A 15,736-nucleotide genomic window follows, 5' to 3' on the forward strand; every position below is an offset into this window, starting at 1 on the left:
CAAGACTCACCGCGGAATGTCCGCCGGACGCAGTCTTGCGTAGCCCAGCTACGCAAGCAGCAGTCACAGGTGGCGCGGCACTCAAACGAGCGCAGCGCCGAATGCGCAGTACCTAACGAAGACGGTAAAAAGCATGAATCTTCACGAGTATCAGGGTAAGCAGCTGTTCGCTGAATACGGCCTGCCAGTTTCCACTGGTTACGCAGTAGACACCCCGGAAGCAGCAGCAGAAGCTTGCGACAAAATCGGCGGCAACGAGTGGGTCGTCAAAGCCCAGGTTCACGCCGGTGGTCGCGGTAAAGCGGGCGGCGTAAAGCTGGTTCGCAGCAAAGAAGACGCCAAAGCCTTCGCACAGCAGTGGCTGGGCAAGCGTCTGGTGACTTACCAGACTGACGCCAATGGCCAGCCAGTCACCAAGATCCTGGTTGAATCGTGCACTGATATCGCTAAAGAGCTGTACCTGGGCGCTGTCGTTGACCGTTCGAGCCGTCGCATCGTGTTCATGGCTTCCACCGAAGGTGGCGTGGACATCGAGAAAATCGCTCACGACACTCCAGAAAAAATTCTCAAGGCCACTATCGATCCACTGGTTGGCGCTCAGCCATCCCAGGGTCGCGAGCTGGCATTCCAGCTGGGTCTGGAAGGCAAGCAGGTCACTCAGTTCGCCAAGATCTTCGTAGGTCTGGCCAAGCTGTTCAAAGACCACGACCTGGCTCTGCTGGAAGTAAACCCGCTGGTGATCAAGGCTGACGGCGATCTGCACTGCCTCGACGCGAAGATCAACATCGACGCCAACGCCATGTACCGTCAGCCTAAGCTGAAGGCTTTCCACGATCCGTCGCAGGACGATCCGCGCGAAGCGCACGCTGCCAAGTTCGAACTGAACTACGTAGCGCTGGAAGGCAACATCGGTTGCATGGTCAACGGTGCCGGTCTGGCCATGGGCACCATGGACATCGTCAACCTGCATGGCGGCAAGCCAGCCAACTTCCTCGACGTAGGTGGTGGCGCTACCAAGGAACGCGTTACTGAAGCGTTCAAGATCATCCTGTCCGACCAGAACGTCGCGGCAGTACTGGTCAACATCTTCGGCGGCATCGTTCGCTGCGACATGATTGCCGAAGGCATCATCGGCGCCGTGAAAGAAGTCGGCGTGAAAATCCCGGTTGTTGTTCGCCTTGAAGGCAACAACGCTGAGCTGGGCGCTAAAGTACTGGCAGAAAGCGGTTTGAACATCATCGCTGCTACCAGCCTGACCGACGCTGCTCAACAAGTTGTCAAAGCTGCGGAGGGCAAGTAATGAGCGTCCTGATCAATAAAGACACCAAAGTTATCTGCCAGGGTATTACCGGTTCGCAAGGTAGTTTCCACACCCAGCAAGCCATCGAATACGGCACCAAGATGGTTGGTGGCGTAACTCCTGGCAAAGGCGGCACCGAGCACCTGGGTCTGCCAGTGTTCAACACCGTCAAAGACGCAGTAGCTGCCACCGGCGCTACCGCCAGCGTGATCTACGTTCCTGCTCCGTTCTGCAAGGACTCGATCCTGGAAGCGGCATTCGGCGGCATCAAGCTGATCGTCTGCATCACCGAAGGCATTCCTACCCTGGACATGCTGGACGCCAAAGTTAAGTGCGACGAACTGGGCGTAGTCCTGATCGGCCCTAACTGCCCAGGCGTGATCACCCCAGGCGAATGCAAGATCGGCATCATGCCAGGTCACATTCACTTGCCAGGCAAGGTCGGTATCGTTTCGCGTTCCGGCACCCTGACCTACGAAGCTGTGAAGCAGACCACTGACGCCGGTTTCGGTCAGTCGACTTGCGTCGGCATCGGCGGTGACCCGATCCCGGGTTCGAACTTCATCGACATCCTGAAACTGTTCCAGGAAGACCCGAAGACCGAAGCGATCGTGATGATCGGCGAGATCGGCGGTTCGGCTGAAGAAGAAGCGGCTGCCTACATCAAGGCTAACGTGACCAAGCCGGTTGTTTCCTACATCGCTGGTGTGACTGCTCCTCCGGGCAAGCGCATGGGCCATGCTGGCGCAATCATCTCTGGCGGCAAAGGCACTGCAGACGAGAAATTCGCTGCGCTGCAAGACGCAGGCGTAAAAACCGTGCGTTCGCTGGCAGACATCGGCAAGGCCCTGGCCGAGCTGACTGGCTGGGAAGTGAAGAAGTAAGCTTCGGCTGACTTTTTAGCTCCAGCAACAAAGGCCACCTTCGGGTGGCCTTTGTCGTTCCTGGCGTATGAGAATTTTGAGAGCTGTAGTGGCGAGGGGATTTATCCCCGCTGGGCTGCGAAGCGGCCCCCATGCTAGCGACCATGATCAGTCAGGCAGTTCCAGCTCGGATTCTTTGGGACTGCTGCGCAGTCCAACGGGGATAAATCCCCTCGCCACAGGTTCGTTGTGATGAATACAGGTTCTCTGTATGAAAAATAGATATGTAAACGCGACACGGAAACGTCGCGTATCGGATAGTTCGCCCTCTAACAGTGCGTTTGTCAGCCAAATTCGTTAGGCTGGCCGCCATTTTTGCGTCCGCCGCCCACAAGGCAGCTACGCGCTTTAAGGGTCAGTCCCATACGGATCGACAGCATTTCCCTAATCCAACAGGGCAATCCCCCTCTAAATTCCGATTTCAGTAGTGTGGTATTACCTTAATGAAAGTTTTGAAAGGTCAGGACATCCTGGCACTTGGTTTTATGACGTTTGCCCTGTTTGTCGGGGCCGGTAACATCATTTTCCCGCCGATCGTCGGCTTGCAGGCCGGACCTCACGTCTGGATGGCCGCACTGGGTTTCCTGATTACCGCCGTTGGTTTGCCGGTGGTCACCGTGGTGGCGCTGGCCAAGGTCGGCGGTGCGATGGATGCGTTGAGCAGCCCTATCGGCAAGATCGCTGGCGGTATCCTCGCGGCGGCATGCTACCTGGCCGTGGGTCCGCTGTTCGCCACCCCGCGTACCGCGACCGTATCCTTCGAGGTAGGTCTGGCGCCGTTGACCGGCGAAAGCCCGCTGGCGTTGTTCCTCTACAGCTCGGTGTACTTCCTGCTGGTGTTCTTCATTTCGCTCTATCCTGGGCGGTTGCTGGATACCGTTGGCCGCTTCCTCGCACCGCTGAAAATCATTGCGCTGGCAGTACTGGGCATCGCCGCGTTCGCCTTGCCGGCGGGTGACATCGGTCACGGCACACCGGAATATGTGGCGGCACCGTTCTCTCAGGGCTTCATCAATGGTTACCTGACCATGGATACCCTCGGCGCACTGGTATTCGGCATCGTTATCGTCAACGCGATCCGCTCCCGTGGCGTCGAGTCGCCGGCGCTGATCACCCGTTATGCGATCATCGCCGGGCTGATTGCTGGCGTGGGGCTGGCACTGGTCTACGTCAGCCTGTTCCGTCTCGGTTCCGGCAGCCATGAAGTCGCGGTCGGCGCCACCAACGGCGCGGCGGTGTTGCATGCCTACGTGCAACACACCTTCGGTTCGCTGGGTAGCGGTTTCCTTGCGGTGCTGATCTCGCTGGCGTGTCTGGTCACGGCGGTCGGTCTGACCTGTGCCTGTGCTGAATACTTCAGCCGTGTGCTGCCACTGTCCTACAAGACGCTGGTGATTATCCTCGCGGCGTTCTCGCTGCTGGTCTCCAACCTCGGTCTGACCAAGCTCATTGCTTTCTCGATTCCGGTACTCACCGCGATCTACCCGCCGTGCATCGTTCTGGTCGCACTGAGCTTCTGCAAGGATTTCTGGCATGAGCACGGGCGCATTCTTGGCCCGGTGATGCTGGTTTCCTTCGTTTTCGGCACCATCGACGCCCTGAAAGGCGCTGGTCTGGCCGACTGGATGCCAACTCAGCTGACCCATCTGCCGCTGAGCGAGCAAGGGCTGGCATGGCTGGTGCCATGCGTGATGACCCTGGTGGTCGCCGTGGTCTGTGATCGCCTGCTGGGCAAGCGCAGCGAAGTCACTGCCTGACGTGATGTGACCCGCCACAAGCGGGTCAGGCACGGTTAAACAGAAATGGCCCGTATCAATCGATACGGGGCATTTTTTATCAGAGCTGATAATCCTCAACCCAGATAACGTACGACCAGAGCTCCCACATTGACGTTGTCGCTGTCACGGCTCAGGAGTATTCGCTTGTCGGGCTGCACTGCCACCGAGATCCATTGCATACCGGGCCCCATAGAGTGAGTAACGTATCCCTTGCCGTCCCCAAAGGTTGTGTCCAGTTCACCCGTTGCCAGATAGCGGCAGGCAAGCATTTGCTCCCTGGTTATTTGCCCTGTACTCCCCACCACAACCAAACCATCCTCAGGCTCCCCACTTAGATCGAACAAAGTGCAACCGTCGGTTAATCCAAGATCAGTGACAACAGGCTGACCCTGATTGAATGCGAGATTTGGTCTACCGTTCGGGTTGTACGCGGCCATCATTGCTTTGCGTCCTTTCCCCCAAACGTCGTTGGGAGATGTGTCGACCTGGCCAGCAACAAAGAAGCTGCCGTCAGCACGTAACATCAGGCTTCGTACGCTGACCGGGTAATCCGATGGAATGTAGACGGTCCCGGTGCCATCATCGCCGAAGTCTTTATGGGGCGTTCCATCGACGTTCAGGCGCACAATCTTTCCTTCTCCAGCGCTCGAACCTGCAACTGTGATTACTCCATCCTCTGCTACTGAAATCGAAGCAATGCTCATTGCAAGATCCAGCCAGCCTTTGTTGTTGAAAGCGGTATCGAAATCTCCATTCTGATCAAGTCTGAACAGTCGGTCGCTTTGACCGACGAGTATTTTTTCATCAGCAGTCAGTACTAACCTGGTTCTGGATTGCGACTTGATGGAAGCTTCCGGTTTTGGCAATTGCGATTCGGACTGTGGCAGGAAAGGGACGTAAACCGTCCCATCGGGACCGAAATCGCGATCTCTTTCACCATCAGCGAAGAATCTGGCAAGCGCAAATCGGGTTCCTTGGTCCTCATCATATTGATACCCAAAAAGCAGCGCCTTGCCGTCTTTATAAAGACAGGCGCCAGTTCCGCTGGCTTGTCCCGAACCTGTAAACGTACCTACGATCAAACCGTTTTCGTTGAAGCCAGTATCGTTAGTACCGTCCGCGAGTAATTGCGCCAAATGAAAACTGACTTTGCCCTCTACAACAGTTTGTCCCACGAGAAGGATCTTTCCATCCGGGCGCAAGCCTGCGATTTTCAAAGCCTGGCTTCCCGTAGCAAATGACTCGGCGTACCCCCGGTTGCCAAACGTTGTGTCAATGGGCAGCGCAGCGTTCAAAGGTCTCATGCTCAAATCCTTGTCTGATAGGGGAGCGGTCAGTGTTCCCGTTTGAGAAAACGACCTTATGCCTCGCCATACCCTCGGCGCTACTGTCAGAGTTGACAGGTATAAGCCTCTAAAAACTGATAGCTGCGGTCTATTTTGAATAAATTTGACTCTTCAATGAGCGTGTCTTTTTACGAGCCAACACGTCGAAACGAAGGGTTCCCTCCATCATTCCTCTTGCTCAGGACAACGAATGTCGTTCATCCAAGCCAATCTGATCCACTTGCTCGCCGCCGTCTGGTTCGTCGTCTGCTGGGGCGGTTACACCCGTTATGCCACCTGGAAGGCCCGTGATACGGCATGTCTGGCCAGCGTGTTGCACCTGTACCGCGAAGACTGGATGCGCCGCATGCTGCTGCGTGACAACCGCATCGCCGATGCCAGCGTGATCGGCAATCTGGAACGCAACGCGTCGTTCTTCGCGTCCAGCACGCTGATCATCCTCGCCGGTATCCTCACCGTGCTCGGTGCGTCCGACCGAGCCGTGTCGTTGTTGGCGGATATTCCGATGGTGCAGCAGGCGTCGCAGGGCATGTCGGAGATCAAGTTGCTGTGTCTGGCACTGGTGTTCGTCTATGCGTTCTTTACTTTCAGCTGGTGCATGCGCCAATACAACTTCGCTGCGATTCTGGTCGGTTCAGCGCCGATGATCGGTGAGCGCCAAGTGACTGAGCAAGAACGCAAGGCGTTCGCTTCGCGGGCGGCGCGGGTGATTTCGATGGCGGCCAACCAGTTCAACTTCGGCCTGCGTTCTTATTACTTCGGCATGAGTATGCTGGCGTGGTTCGTCAGCCCGTGGCTGTTCATGATCATGAGCGCGGGAGTCGTGGTGGTTTTGTATCGCCGCGAGTTTCATTCCGACGTTCTCGATGTCATGGTCTATACCCCTACAGAGGCGCCCGTCCCTGAGGCGAACAAAGAGGCTGTTTGATGAGTATTCCGTTCTGGTGTGTGTTTATCAGTGCTTTATTGATCTATGTGGCGCGTATGCCGGTGGCCAAGGCCATGAAAGAGCAGGGCGGGTATGACAATCACTTGCCGCGGCAGCAGCAGGCGCAGTTGACTGGCTTCGGTGCGAGGGCGCTGGCGGCCCATCAGAACAGCATCGAAGCCTTCATCCTCTTCGCCGTCGGCGTGCTGATGGCGCATACCACGCAAACCGCGGGTTGGCTGATCGATGCGCTGGCGATCATCTTCGTGATCTCGCGGATTTTCTATCTGTGGTTCTATCTGGCCGATCTGGCGAAGTTGCGCAGCCTGATGTGGCTAGTTGGCTTCATCTGTTCGCTGTTGCTGATGATTAGTCCGACTTTTAGAACCGTGTTGCTCTAACCGGTAAATCGCAGGCAAAAGAAAACCCGCACTTGGCGGGTTTTCCTTTCACACCACAAAGCTTATTGCTTTTTGGCGGCTTCTTCTTGAGCAGCGGCGTTCGATTCAGCCTGAGCTTTGGCAGCTTCGGCGTTTTCTTTTGCTGCGTCGTTCACTTTATCCTGAGCTTTGTTCATGTCTTGCTGAGCTTGCTCAGCATGTTGGTTTGCATCTTGAGCTTTGTCCTCGGATTTTTTATCGCAGGCAGCGAGACCGAGGGAAGCGGTCAACATCAAGGCAATAGCTAAAGTCTTACGCATGGGGTGTATCTCCTTATGGAAAATAACTACTGGCCTTAAGAACTCGGCGCTACGGGTTAAGTTCCTCAATTGTTTCAGATATATAAGTTTGTTTTATCACGGAACTTTTGCCGCTTTTCTCAATACTGGCACAAGGCCCAAACGCGAGTAATTATCACATGGCCGAAAACCCCGTTTTTGAGCGCGCGACGCGCTTTTTATCGGCATTGCGGCACTGTCAGGTCCTCGGTCTGCAGGTGCACAGTGCCTCCAGCGAAGGGCTGACGGTGATCCTGCCGTACAGCGAAAAAATCGTCGGCAATCCCGAAACCGGAGTCATCCACGGCGGTGCCATCACTTCACTGATGGACACTGCATGCGGCATGTCGACCCTGTGCGTGCTGCCGGAGTTCGAAGTCTGTCCGACCCTCGATCTGCGCATCGACTACATGCACGCCGCTGAACCGAACAAAGCGGTGTACGGCTTTGCCCAGTGCTACCGCGTCACCACCGACGTGATCTTTGCCCGTGGTTTTGCCTACCAGGACGATCCCGAGCAACCGATTGCCCACGTCGTCGGCACATTCATGCGCATGGGCATTGGTCTGAAGGGCAGCAAAGGCTTCGCGGGCGCGATCAAGGGAGCGAGCCAATGAGCAACGATCTCAGGGAGCAGCTGCAGCAGGCCCACGCGCACGGCGATTACACGCCGCTGCTGGCACTGATTCCTTATGCCGGGCTGATCGGTATCGAGTGCTCGCGAGTCGGCGATGAGTTGCTGTTCAAGCTGCCGGCGAACAAGGACAACATTGGTAACCCTTTATTGCCGGCGATCCATGGCGGGGTGATTGCCGGCTTCATGGAGCTGGCCGCGGCCCTGCATCTGCTGATTTTTACCGGCACGCCGGGCGTGCCGAAGATCATCGATTTTTCCCTCGATTACCTGCGCGCCGGGCAGTTTCGCGACACGTGGGCCAGGTGTCAGGTCTGCCGTCAGGGGCGTCGCGTGGCCAACGTTGCGGTCACGGCGTGGCAGAGTACCGAGGGCGAACCGATCGCCACCGCCCGCGCGCACTTCAAAATTGATGAGCCCTTGAAATCCTGAACAGCGCCCCCAACTCAGATGACAACCCGCCGCAGACCATTTCGGGTCGCGGCCACTGCCATCTGATTGGAGTTTGATGACCATGAGTGTGGAAACTCAAAAGGAAACCCTGGGCTTCCAGACCGAGGTAAAGCAGCTGCTGCACCTCATGATCCATTCGCTGTATTCGAATAAGGAAATTTTCCTTCGCGAATTGATCTCGAACGCCTCTGACGCTGTCGACAAGCTGCGCTTCGAAGCCCTGGCCAAGCCTGAGTTGCTCGAAGGTGGCGCTGACCTGAAAATCCGTGTGAGCTTCGACAAGGACGCCAAGACCGTCACCCTCGAAGACAACGGTATCGGTATGAACCGTGACGATGTGATCACCCACCTGGGTACCATCGCCAAATCCGGCACCGCCGATTTCATGAAAAACCTGTCCGGCGATCAGAAGAAAGATTCGCACCTGATCGGCCAGTTCGGTGTCGGCTTCTATTCGGCCTTTATCGTCGCCGACAAGGTTGATGTATACAGCCGTCGCGCCGGCACCGATGCCAGCGAAGGCGTGCACTGGTCGTCGAAAGGCGAGGGCGAGTTCGAAGTCGCCACCATTGACAAGCCAGAGCGCGGTACCCGCATCGTCCTGCACCTGAAATCCGGTGAAGACGAATTCGCGGATGGCTGGCGTCTGCGCAACATCATCAAGAAGTACTCCGACCACATCGCTTTGCCGATCGAACTGCCGAAGGAAGTCACTCCGGCCGAAGGCGAAGAGGCTCCAGCCGTTGAATGGGAAACCGTCAACCGTGCCAGCGCCCTGTGGACCCGTCCGCGCACTGAAGTCAAAGACGAGGAATACCAGGAGTTCTACAAACACATCGCTCACGACTTCGAGAATCCGCTGTCGTGGAGCCACAACAAGGTTGAAGGCAAGCTTGAGTACAGCTCGCTGCTGTACGTGCCGGCCCGCGCGCCGTTCGACCTGTACCAGCGTGAAGCGCCGAAGGGCCTGAAGCTGTACGTGCAGCGTGTGTTTGTAATGGATCAGGCCGAGTCGTTCCTGCCGCTGTACCTGCGCTTCATCAAAGGCGTGGTCGATTCCAACGACCTGTCGCTGAACGTGTCGCGTGAGATCCTGCAGAAAGACCCGATCATCGATTCGATGAAAACCGCGCTGACCAAGCGTGTGCTCGACATGCTGGAAAAACTGGCGAAGAACGAACCTGAGCAATACAAGGGCTTCTGGAAAAACTTCGGTCAGGTCATGAAAGAAGGCCCGGCAGAAGATTTCGCCAACAAAGAGAAAATTGCCGGTCTGCTGCGTTTTGCATCGACCCAGGGCGACGACGGCGAGCAGATTGTCGGTCTGGCTGACTACCTGGCCCGCGCCAAGGAAGGTCAGGACAAGATCTACTACCTCACCGGCGAAACCTACGCGCAGGTCAAGAACAGCCCGCACCTGGAAGTCTTCCGCAAGAAAGGCATCGAAGTGCTGCTGCTCACCGATCGCATCGACGAGTGGCTGATGAGCTACCTCAGCGAATTCGACGGCAAGACTTTTGTCGACGTGGCGCGCGGTGACCTCGATCTGGGCAATCTGGACTCGGAAGAGGACAAGAAAGCCGCTGAAGAAGTCGCCAAGTCCAAAGAGGGTCTGGTCGAGCGCCTGAAAACTGCGCTGGGTGATTCCGTGGCTGAAGTTCGCGTATCCCATCGTCTGACCGACTCGCCGGCCATTCTGGCTATCGGCGAACAGGACCTGGGTCTGCAAATGCGCCAGATTCTCGAAGCCAGCGGGCAGAAAGTCCCGGATTCGAAGCCGATCTTCGAGTTCAACCCGAGCCACCCGCTGATCGAGAAACTCGATGGCGAGCAGAGCGAAGAGCGTTTTGGCGATCTGTCGCACATCCTCTTCGATCAGGCCGCCCTGGCGGCGGGCGACAGCTTGAAGGATCCGGCCGCTTATGTGCGCCGTCTGAACAAGCTGCTGGTTGAACTGTCGGTTTGATCACGTTGTAGGAAAAACCCGCTTCGGCGGGTTTTTTCATTCTGGTGTTTACACAATCAGGAGTCAGAAATGAGCCAAGTCACTGTACGTTCCGTGGTCTATCAGATTGACGGCCAGACCTACGAAGGTCGCCTGGCGTTCGACGCCGAGCACAAGGGCGCGCGCCCGGGTTTGCTGATGGCGCCGAACTGGATGGGCGTCAGCGCCGGTGCTGAAGACATTGCCAAAACGGTGGCGGCCGAGGGCTACGTGGTGCTGATCGCGGATGTCTACGGCCAGAGCGTGCGTCCGCAGAACGCTGATGAGGCGCTGGCAGCGATGATGCCGCTCAAGGACGACCGCGCGCTGTTGCGCAAACGTCTGCAAGTGGCATTTGAGCAATTGCAGAGCCAGGGCGAAGCGGCAGTGGATACCTCGAAACTGGCGGTGTTCGGTTTCTGCTTCGGTGGTTGCTGTGCGCTGGATCTGGCCCGCACCGGCGCGCCGGTAAAAGCGGCGGTGTCGTTCCACGGCACGCTGGATTCGCCGAACCCGGCGGATGCGCAGAACATCAAGGGCTCGGTGCTGGTGCTGCATGGCGCGTCCGATCCATTGGTGCCGAAAGAGCAACTGCCAGCGTTCGAAGATGAAATGAACGCGGCGAAAGTCGACTGGCAACTGCTGAGCTACGGCGGCGCGGTGCACTCGTTTACCGATCCGCACGCCAATGTGCCGGGCAAGATGATGTACGACGAAAAGACCGCCAAGCGCGCGTTCAAGTCGATGCATGATTTGCTGGATGAAGTGTTCAACGGCTAAAAGCGAAAAGCCCCTCACCCTAGCCCTCTCCCGGAGGGAGAGGGGACTGATTGGGGGTTGCTGGGGAGTGGCGTCGACCTGAACGTGAATAGGCGAATCCATAATCGCCGAGACTTTTCAGGTCGATGTATAACGCAAGACGCCTCGGTCGGCTCCCTATCCCTCTGGGATAGGCGACTGATTGAGGGTTGCTCGGGAGTGACGTCGACCTGAACTTGAATAGGCGAATCCATAATCGCCGGGATTTTTCAGGTCGATGTATAAAGCAAGGCGCCTCGGTCGGCTCCCTATCCCTCTGGGAGAGGGGACTGATTGGGGGTTGCTCGGGAGTGGCGTCGACCTGAACGTGAATAGGCGAATCCATAATCGCCGAGACTTTTCAGGTCGATGTATAACGCAAGACGCCTCGGTCGGCTCCCTCTCCCTCTGGGAGAGGGCTGGGGTGAGGGTAAGCGGCCTAGCGCGGCAGTTCGATCCGCTCGACTTCCCCCGGCACCGTCGGCCAATCCCCGGCCGCCCACTTGCGCCGCGCCTCATCGATGGCCGCCGGATCACTGGCAACAAAATTCCAGTTGATCCGTCTCGGCCCGTCCAGCGCCGCGCCGCCGAACACCACGGCGTGTACATCGGTTTCGGCAAACAGGCTCATCTCTTCGCCAACCGGCAACACCACCAGCGCATGCGGCTCGATCGCCTCGCCATTCAACTGCGCATCCCCGCTCAACACATACACCGCGCGTTCTTCATGCTCGGCCGGAATCAGCAATGTGGTCGCGGTCTGCATCTTCACTTCCGCATACAACGTAGGAGAAAGCACCGGGACCGGCGATTCCAGGCAAAAGCCTGACCCGGCAATCATGCGAATCTGCACGCCGAGGTTATCGCTGACCGGCAACGTCGCTGCCGGGTGATGACTGTAATGCCCCGGGCCTTCTTCGTGTGCCTTGGGCGAGGCCAGCCAGACTTGCAGGCCGTGCAGGGTGAAGGTCTCGGCAAGCAGTGGCGCAGGCGTACGCTCGACGTGGGCGATGGCGCTGCCAGCGGTCATCCAGCTGACATCGCCGGCACCGACCACCTGATCGGAGCCCAGGCTGTCCTTGTGCTGCAATTGCCCTTCGAACAGATAGGTAAGCGTCGACAGACCAATGTGCGGATGCTGTCGGATGTCCATACCTTTGCCCGTCGGATAAATCGTTTCGAGCATGTGGTCGAAAAACACGAAAGGCCCGACGTTGCGGCATTTGGCTGACGGCAGCGGGCGCAGAATCGGCTGGCCTTCGACGTCTTCGGCGCGCGGGCGGATGATCAGGAGTGGCGTGTCCATGGTGCATTCCAGGCTGAGCGGGTGACGCCAGAAGCATAACCCGCCGCTGGCATCAGGAGGGTTATTGGCTGTCGAAGCCTTGTGGTGCGTGGGTTTCGATGCTGACTTCGCTGGTGGTCATCAATTTGTGAATCGGGCAGCGATCGGCCACACGCAGCAGTTCCTCGCGCTGGGCGTCAGTCAGCACGCCTTTGAGCGTCAGGGTGACATGCAGGGCGTATTTGCCTTTCTGTTCCTGGCTGTTGTCGCGCTTCACTTCGACTCCCACGCCGGTCAGCGGGATGTCTTTTTTCTTAGCATACATTTTCACGGTCAGCGCTTTGCAGGCGCCCAGCGCAGCGTCGAAGTAATCGTGTGGCTCTGGCGCGGTGCCTTCACCTCCGGCGGATTTCGGTACATCGGCAAACAATTCGTGGTCGTCGATCTGGACGGTGTGACGAAAACCTTCGGCAGAGACGGTATTGACGGTAACAGTCATGGAAACCTCACAGGCGGCAGGAAAAATAGTTCGATCAAAACAGACCTTGCAGTTATAGAGCATTCGCGGCAGTGGGCGTTCCGCTTTTCGGCAGGGATGAACCCTTGTCGTTCGGGCGCGGTCTAGGCTATGCCCATCTGCCGGAGATTACTTGTGTCCTTGTCTCGTCTGAGTCTTGCCTGTCTGCTGCTGTTCGCTGGCAGCGCCAGTGCCCGCGAATACACCTACAGCGATGCGCACCTGCATTACGTGGATTTTTTCCAGGAAAGCGCCGGCATGCAGAAATTGCTCACGGCCATGAAGGACAATTCCATCGAGCACGTCATGATTTCCGGCATTCCCGTGGCGAAGAAATGGCACGAAGACGAACCCAAGCGCCCGCGTTATTACGCCGGTGATGACGCCGATGCCTATTGGTACAGCGCCACCGATGTGATCATTGCCGATGCGGTGGAAAAACTTGCGCCGGAGCAGCGCCAGTACTTTCATCCGTTCCTGTCCGGCTTCAATCCCAATGACAAGAATTCCGCCGCGCACATCCAGCGCATGCTCGATCTGTATCCGGGGTTGTGGCAGGGCATCGGCGAGGTGTTCACCCGACACGATGACCTGACCGCGCTGACCTCCGGCGACACGCCTCGAGCGAACAACGAGGCAATGACCAAGATCTATCACCTCGCTGCGGAAAACGATCTGCCGGTGATGCTGCATTCCAACATCACTTCCAAGCGTGAGAAAAATCCGCTGTACCTGAAGGAAGTCGAAGAGCCGCTGCGCAATCATCCGCATACGCGATTCATCTGGGCGCATGCCGGCACCAGCGCCGAGATCCATCGGCATCAGATCCAGTTGCCGTTTCTCCTGCCAACCCTGACGCGCATGCTTGAGGCTTATCCGAATCTGTTTATCGACCTGTCGTGGAGCATGCTCACGCCGTATCTGCTCGACGAGCAGGGCAAGCCGCGCGCCGAATGGCTGGCGCTGGTGGAAAAGTATCCCGAGCGCTTCATGCTCGGCTCTGACGTGGTAGGACGGTTCAACAAGCTCGGTCAGGAAATGCACAGCTACAAGCCGTTTCTCGATGCGCTTCCGGAGACGGTGGCGAACAAAGTCGCACGGGATAACTTCCTGGCGATATTGCCGCGCAACACTGGTAAACCCGCCGGTCCGCGCTGAAACGTCAAAGCCATGAGTTCGGACTAGCCGCTCGTCTGCCTATCGCTTTTTCGTCTTACGCAATTTCACGGCAATGCCGATACCTTCTAAAGCAACCCGCTGCAGGCTGATGCAGCGCTTTTGGAAGGAGCCAGAGTGATGAATATCCGTAGTCTCAATATTGCCCCGCGCGCCGGTCTCGGTTTCGGCCTGCTGGCCCTGATGGTGTTTGCCCTCGGCGCGTTCGCCTTGCTGCAAATGTCGAACATGCGTGCGCAGTCCGATGAAGTCGACAACAACTGGCTGCCAAGCGTGATGGCGGTCGGTGAAATGAGTCAGGACATGCTGCGCCTGCGTGCGCTGACCATGCGCCTGTTGCTCAACCGTGACCCCAAGGCACTGGAGCAGAATGTCGCCAAGCTCGACGAGCTGCGCAGTGGCTTGAGCGAAGCGCAGCAGCGTTATGACGGTCTGATCGTGCTGCCTGAAGAGCGCGTATTGTTCGAACGCTTCAAGGGCACCGAGCACAAATACCTTGAGCTTCAGGCACAAGTCCTACAGCTGTCGGCGCAGAATCGGGTCGCTGAGGCTGCGACGATTCTCAATGATCAGATGAGCCCGCTGGCCGATGAAATCGCCGCCACTTTGCGTGAGCTGGTCGAGTTGAATAAACAGAATGCCGGTCTGGCCACTGAGGCCGCGCGGCTGGTGTTCAAGCAATCGCGGCTATGGGTCGCAGTAATGATCGCCATGGCTGCGCTGATTACCGTCGGCCTGGCGTTGCTGCTGACGCGCAGCATTGTCGTGCCATTGTCGCAATCGCTCAGCGTGGCCGAGGTGGTGGCCGGTGGGGATTTGACCGGTGACATTCACATCACTGGCAAAGACGAGCCGGCGCGTCTGCTGCAAGCGTTGAAAAGCATGCAGCACAATCTGCGCGACACGATCCGGCGCATCTCCGAGTCGTCAACGCAGTTGGCCTCGGCAGCCGAAGAACTTAGCAGTGTCACCGAAGACGCCACTCGCGGCCTGCATCAGCAGAGCCAGGAAATCGAACAGGCCGCCACTGCGGTCAACCAGATGACAGCAGCGGTGGAAGAGGTGGCGAACAACGCCGTGGCCACGTCCGAAGCCTCCCGCGAGTCCGACCGCATCGCCCGGCAAGGGCGCGAGCAAGTGCAGCAGACGGTGACGTCGATCGAGTTTCTCGCTGGCGATGTCACCAATAATGCCGCGCAGGTCGAGGCGCTGGCGCAAAAGGTTCATGGCATCAGCAAAGTGCTGGACGTGATTCGCTCGATCGCTGAACAAACCAATCTGCTCGCCCTCAACGCCGCGATCGAAGCCGCGCGCGCCGGTGATGCCGGGCGTGGCTTTGCAGTAGTGGCAGATGAAGTGCGGGCGCTGGCGCATCGCACCCAGCAGTCGACCCAGGAAATCGAGCAAATGATCGGCGGGATCCAGCAGGGCACCGATTCAGCGGTCAGTTCGATGCAGCAAAGCAACTCAAGGGCGCGCTCGACCCTCGAGCTGGCGAAGAGCGCAGGCTCGGCCCTGGAGGAAATTGCCTCGGCGTTTACCTTGATCAACGAGCGCAATCTGGTCATCGCCAGTGCCTCGGAAGAGCAGGCAGCGGTGGCGCGGGAGGTGGATCGCAATCTGATGAATATTCGTGATCTGGCAATGCAGACATCGGCTGGGGCCAATCAGACCAGTGCGGCGAGTCAGGAGTTGTCGAAGTTGGCGGTGGATCTGAACGGGATGGTGGCGCGGTTTTCGGTGTGAGTTTGACCTTCAAAAGCCCCTCAACCTAACCCTCTCCCGGAGGGAGAGGGGACTAATCGTGCGATGCTTTGGAATCCATATTCGACTCGGTTTCTCAGGTCGATGGTTAGCGGCAGACACCTCGGTCGGCTCCCTCTCCCTCGGGAGAGG

Annotated in this window: 15 protein-coding genes; 11 read left to right on the top strand and 4 right to left on the bottom strand. The window is 57.7% G+C overall.

Annotated elements, in window-relative coordinates; all coding sequences use genetic code 11:
* Nucleotides 1–133 precede the first annotated feature (133 nt).
* From sucC to brnQ, 3 genes are all read left to right on the top strand, one after another.
* The gene (gene sucC / locus NF676_RS08445; RefSeq protein ID WP_016773679.1) at nucleotides 134–1,300 is read left to right on the top strand and encodes an ADP-forming succinate--CoA ligase subunit beta; all 1,167 of its coding nucleotides are present in this window, start codon (nucleotides 134–136) and stop codon (nucleotides 1,298–1,300) included.
* The gene (gene sucD / locus NF676_RS08450) at nucleotides 1,300–2,184 is read left to right on the top strand and encodes a succinate--CoA ligase subunit alpha (RefSeq protein ID WP_016773680.1); all 885 of its coding nucleotides are present in this window, start codon (nucleotides 1,300–1,302) and stop codon (nucleotides 2,182–2,184) included. The genes sucC and sucD overlap by 1 nt, the downstream gene beginning before the upstream one ends.
* 482 nt (nucleotides 2,185–2,666) lie before the next feature.
* A complete protein-coding gene (brnQ, locus tag NF676_RS08455; protein WP_016773681.1) occupies nucleotides 2,667–3,980 on the top strand; it encodes a branched-chain amino acid transport system II carrier protein in 1,314 nt (437 codons plus the stop codon).
* Nucleotides 3,981–4,075: 95 nt separating this feature from the next.
* Here brnQ and NF676_RS08460 read toward each other — a convergent pair whose 3' ends face one another.
* Nucleotides 4,076–5,305 (bottom strand): NHL repeat-containing protein, encoded by a 1,230-nt coding sequence (locus tag NF676_RS08460; RefSeq protein ID WP_252887522.1) that lies wholly within the window; start codon nucleotides 5,303–5,305, stop codon nucleotides 4,076–4,078.
* Nucleotides 5,306–5,537: 232 nt separating this feature from the next.
* On the opposite strand from NF676_RS08460, the gene NF676_RS08465 reads away from it, so the two are divergent.
* Both NF676_RS08465 and NF676_RS08470 read left to right on the top strand, forming a co-directional pair.
* Nucleotides 5,538–6,275 (top strand): DUF599 domain-containing protein, encoded by a 738-nt coding sequence (locus NF676_RS08465; protein ID WP_016773682.1) that lies wholly within the window; start codon nucleotides 5,538–5,540, stop codon nucleotides 6,273–6,275.
* A complete protein-coding gene (locus NF676_RS08470; protein WP_056783897.1) occupies nucleotides 6,275–6,676 on the top strand; it encodes an MAPEG family protein in 402 nt (133 codons plus the stop codon). The genes NF676_RS08465 and NF676_RS08470 overlap by 1 nt, the downstream gene beginning before the upstream one ends.
* Before the next feature lie 62 nt (nucleotides 6,677–6,738).
* On the opposite strand, the gene NF676_RS08475 is transcribed toward NF676_RS08470, so the two are convergent.
* Nucleotides 6,739–6,975, bottom strand: coding sequence for a hypothetical protein (locus tag NF676_RS08475; RefSeq protein WP_007959016.1), 237 nt, complete (start codon nucleotides 6,973–6,975; stop codon nucleotides 6,739–6,741).
* Between the two features lie 158 nt (nucleotides 6,976–7,133).
* Here NF676_RS08475 and NF676_RS08480 point away from each other — a divergent pair, with 158 nt between their 5' ends.
* The 4 genes from NF676_RS08480 (at nucleotide 7,134) to NF676_RS08495 (ending at nucleotide 10,844) form a co-directional block, all read left to right on the top strand.
* Nucleotides 7,134–7,610, top strand: a complete 477-nt coding sequence (locus tag NF676_RS08480; RefSeq protein WP_024012154.1) for a PaaI family thioesterase — start codon at nucleotides 7,134–7,136, stop codon at nucleotides 7,608–7,610.
* Nucleotides 7,607–8,059, top strand: coding sequence for a PaaI family thioesterase (locus NF676_RS08485; RefSeq protein ID WP_236169132.1), 453 nt, complete (start codon nucleotides 7,607–7,609; stop codon nucleotides 8,057–8,059). Before NF676_RS08480 ends, NF676_RS08485 begins: the two co-directional genes overlap by 4 nt.
* A gap of 82 nt (nucleotides 8,060–8,141) precedes the next feature.
* Nucleotides 8,142–10,046: a molecular chaperone HtpG gene (gene htpG / locus NF676_RS08490; RefSeq protein WP_056786759.1), complete on the top strand. Its 1,905-nt coding sequence runs from the start codon at nucleotides 8,142–8,144 to the stop codon at nucleotides 10,044–10,046.
* Between the two features lie 69 nt (nucleotides 10,047–10,115).
* Entirely contained in the window at nucleotides 10,116–10,844 is a 729-nt protein-coding gene (locus NF676_RS08495) for a dienelactone hydrolase family protein (RefSeq protein ID WP_095180749.1), read from the top strand.
* A 457-nt stretch (nucleotides 10,845–11,301) separates the two neighbouring features.
* Here the strand turns inward: NF676_RS08495 and NF676_RS08500 are convergent, their stop codons facing one another.
* Both NF676_RS08500 and NF676_RS08505 read right to left on the bottom strand, forming a co-directional pair.
* Nucleotides 11,302–12,168, bottom strand: coding sequence for a pirin family protein (locus tag NF676_RS08500; protein WP_095180750.1), 867 nt, complete (start codon nucleotides 12,166–12,168; stop codon nucleotides 11,302–11,304).
* A gap of 61 nt (nucleotides 12,169–12,229) precedes the next feature.
* Complete coding sequence (locus NF676_RS08505; RefSeq protein ID WP_122505959.1) at nucleotides 12,230–12,646, bottom strand: OsmC family protein; 417 nt, start codon at nucleotides 12,644–12,646, stop codon at nucleotides 12,230–12,232.
* A 129-nt stretch (nucleotides 12,647–12,775) separates the two neighbouring features.
* Here NF676_RS08505 and NF676_RS08510 point away from each other — a divergent pair, with 129 nt between their 5' ends.
* Together NF676_RS08510 and NF676_RS08515 are read left to right on the top strand one after the other, a co-directional pair.
* Nucleotides 12,776–13,822, top strand: a complete 1,047-nt coding sequence (locus NF676_RS08510; RefSeq protein ID WP_435406593.1) for an amidohydrolase family protein — start codon at nucleotides 12,776–12,778, stop codon at nucleotides 13,820–13,822.
* A gap of 138 nt (nucleotides 13,823–13,960) precedes the next feature.
* Nucleotides 13,961–15,586 (top strand): methyl-accepting chemotaxis protein, encoded by a 1,626-nt coding sequence (locus tag NF676_RS08515; protein ID WP_024012161.1) that lies wholly within the window; start codon nucleotides 13,961–13,963, stop codon nucleotides 15,584–15,586.
* The last annotated feature ends 150 nt before the right edge of the window (nucleotides 15,587–15,736 follow it).

This window comes from Pseudomonas siliginis (genome assembly GCF_024072275.1).
Classification (GTDB): Bacteria; Pseudomonadota; Gammaproteobacteria; order Pseudomonadales; family Pseudomonadaceae; genus Aquipseudomonas; species Aquipseudomonas siliginis.

What these genes read in the sequence shown, in the direction of transcription:
- sucC (WP_016773679.1), top strand. Translation starts at nt 134, where the DNA reads ATGAATCTTCACGAGTATCAGGGTAAGCAGCTGTTCGCTGAATACGGC.
- sucD (WP_016773680.1), top strand. Translation starts at nt 1,300, where the DNA reads ATGAGCGTCCTGATCAATAAAGACACCAAAGTTATCTGCCAGGGTATT.
- brnQ (WP_016773681.1), top strand. Translation starts at nt 2,667, where the DNA reads ATGAAAGTTTTGAAAGGTCAGGACATCCTGGCACTTGGTTTTATGACG.
- NF676_RS08460 (WP_252887522.1), bottom strand. Translation starts at nt 5,305, where the DNA reads ATGAGACCTTTGAACGCTGCGCTGCCCATTGACACAACGTTTGGCAAC.
- NF676_RS08465 (WP_016773682.1), top strand. Translation starts at nt 5,538, where the DNA reads ATGTCGTTCATCCAAGCCAATCTGATCCACTTGCTCGCCGCCGTCTGG.
- NF676_RS08470 (WP_056783897.1), top strand. Translation starts at nt 6,275, where the DNA reads ATGAGTATTCCGTTCTGGTGTGTGTTTATCAGTGCTTTATTGATCTAT.
- NF676_RS08475 (WP_007959016.1), bottom strand. Translation starts at nt 6,975, where the DNA reads ATGCGTAAGACTTTAGCTATTGCCTTGATGTTGACCGCTTCCCTCGGT.
- NF676_RS08480 (WP_024012154.1), top strand. Translation starts at nt 7,134, where the DNA reads ATGGCCGAAAACCCCGTTTTTGAGCGCGCGACGCGCTTTTTATCGGCA.
- NF676_RS08485 (WP_236169132.1), top strand. Translation starts at nt 7,607, where the DNA reads ATGAGCAACGATCTCAGGGAGCAGCTGCAGCAGGCCCACGCGCACGGC.
- htpG (WP_056786759.1), top strand. Translation starts at nt 8,142, where the DNA reads ATGAGTGTGGAAACTCAAAAGGAAACCCTGGGCTTCCAGACCGAGGTA.
- NF676_RS08495 (WP_095180749.1), top strand. Translation starts at nt 10,116, where the DNA reads ATGAGCCAAGTCACTGTACGTTCCGTGGTCTATCAGATTGACGGCCAG.
- NF676_RS08500 (WP_095180750.1), bottom strand. Translation starts at nt 12,168, where the DNA reads ATGGACACGCCACTCCTGATCATCCGCCCGCGCGCCGAAGACGTCGAA.
- NF676_RS08505 (WP_122505959.1), bottom strand. Translation starts at nt 12,646, where the DNA reads ATGACTGTTACCGTCAATACCGTCTCTGCCGAAGGTTTTCGTCACACC.
- NF676_RS08510 (WP_435406593.1), top strand. Translation starts at nt 12,776, where the DNA reads ATGCCCATCTGCCGGAGATTACTTGTGTCCTTGTCTCGTCTGAGTCTT.
- NF676_RS08515 (WP_024012161.1), top strand. Translation starts at nt 13,961, where the DNA reads ATGAATATCCGTAGTCTCAATATTGCCCCGCGCGCCGGTCTCGGTTTC.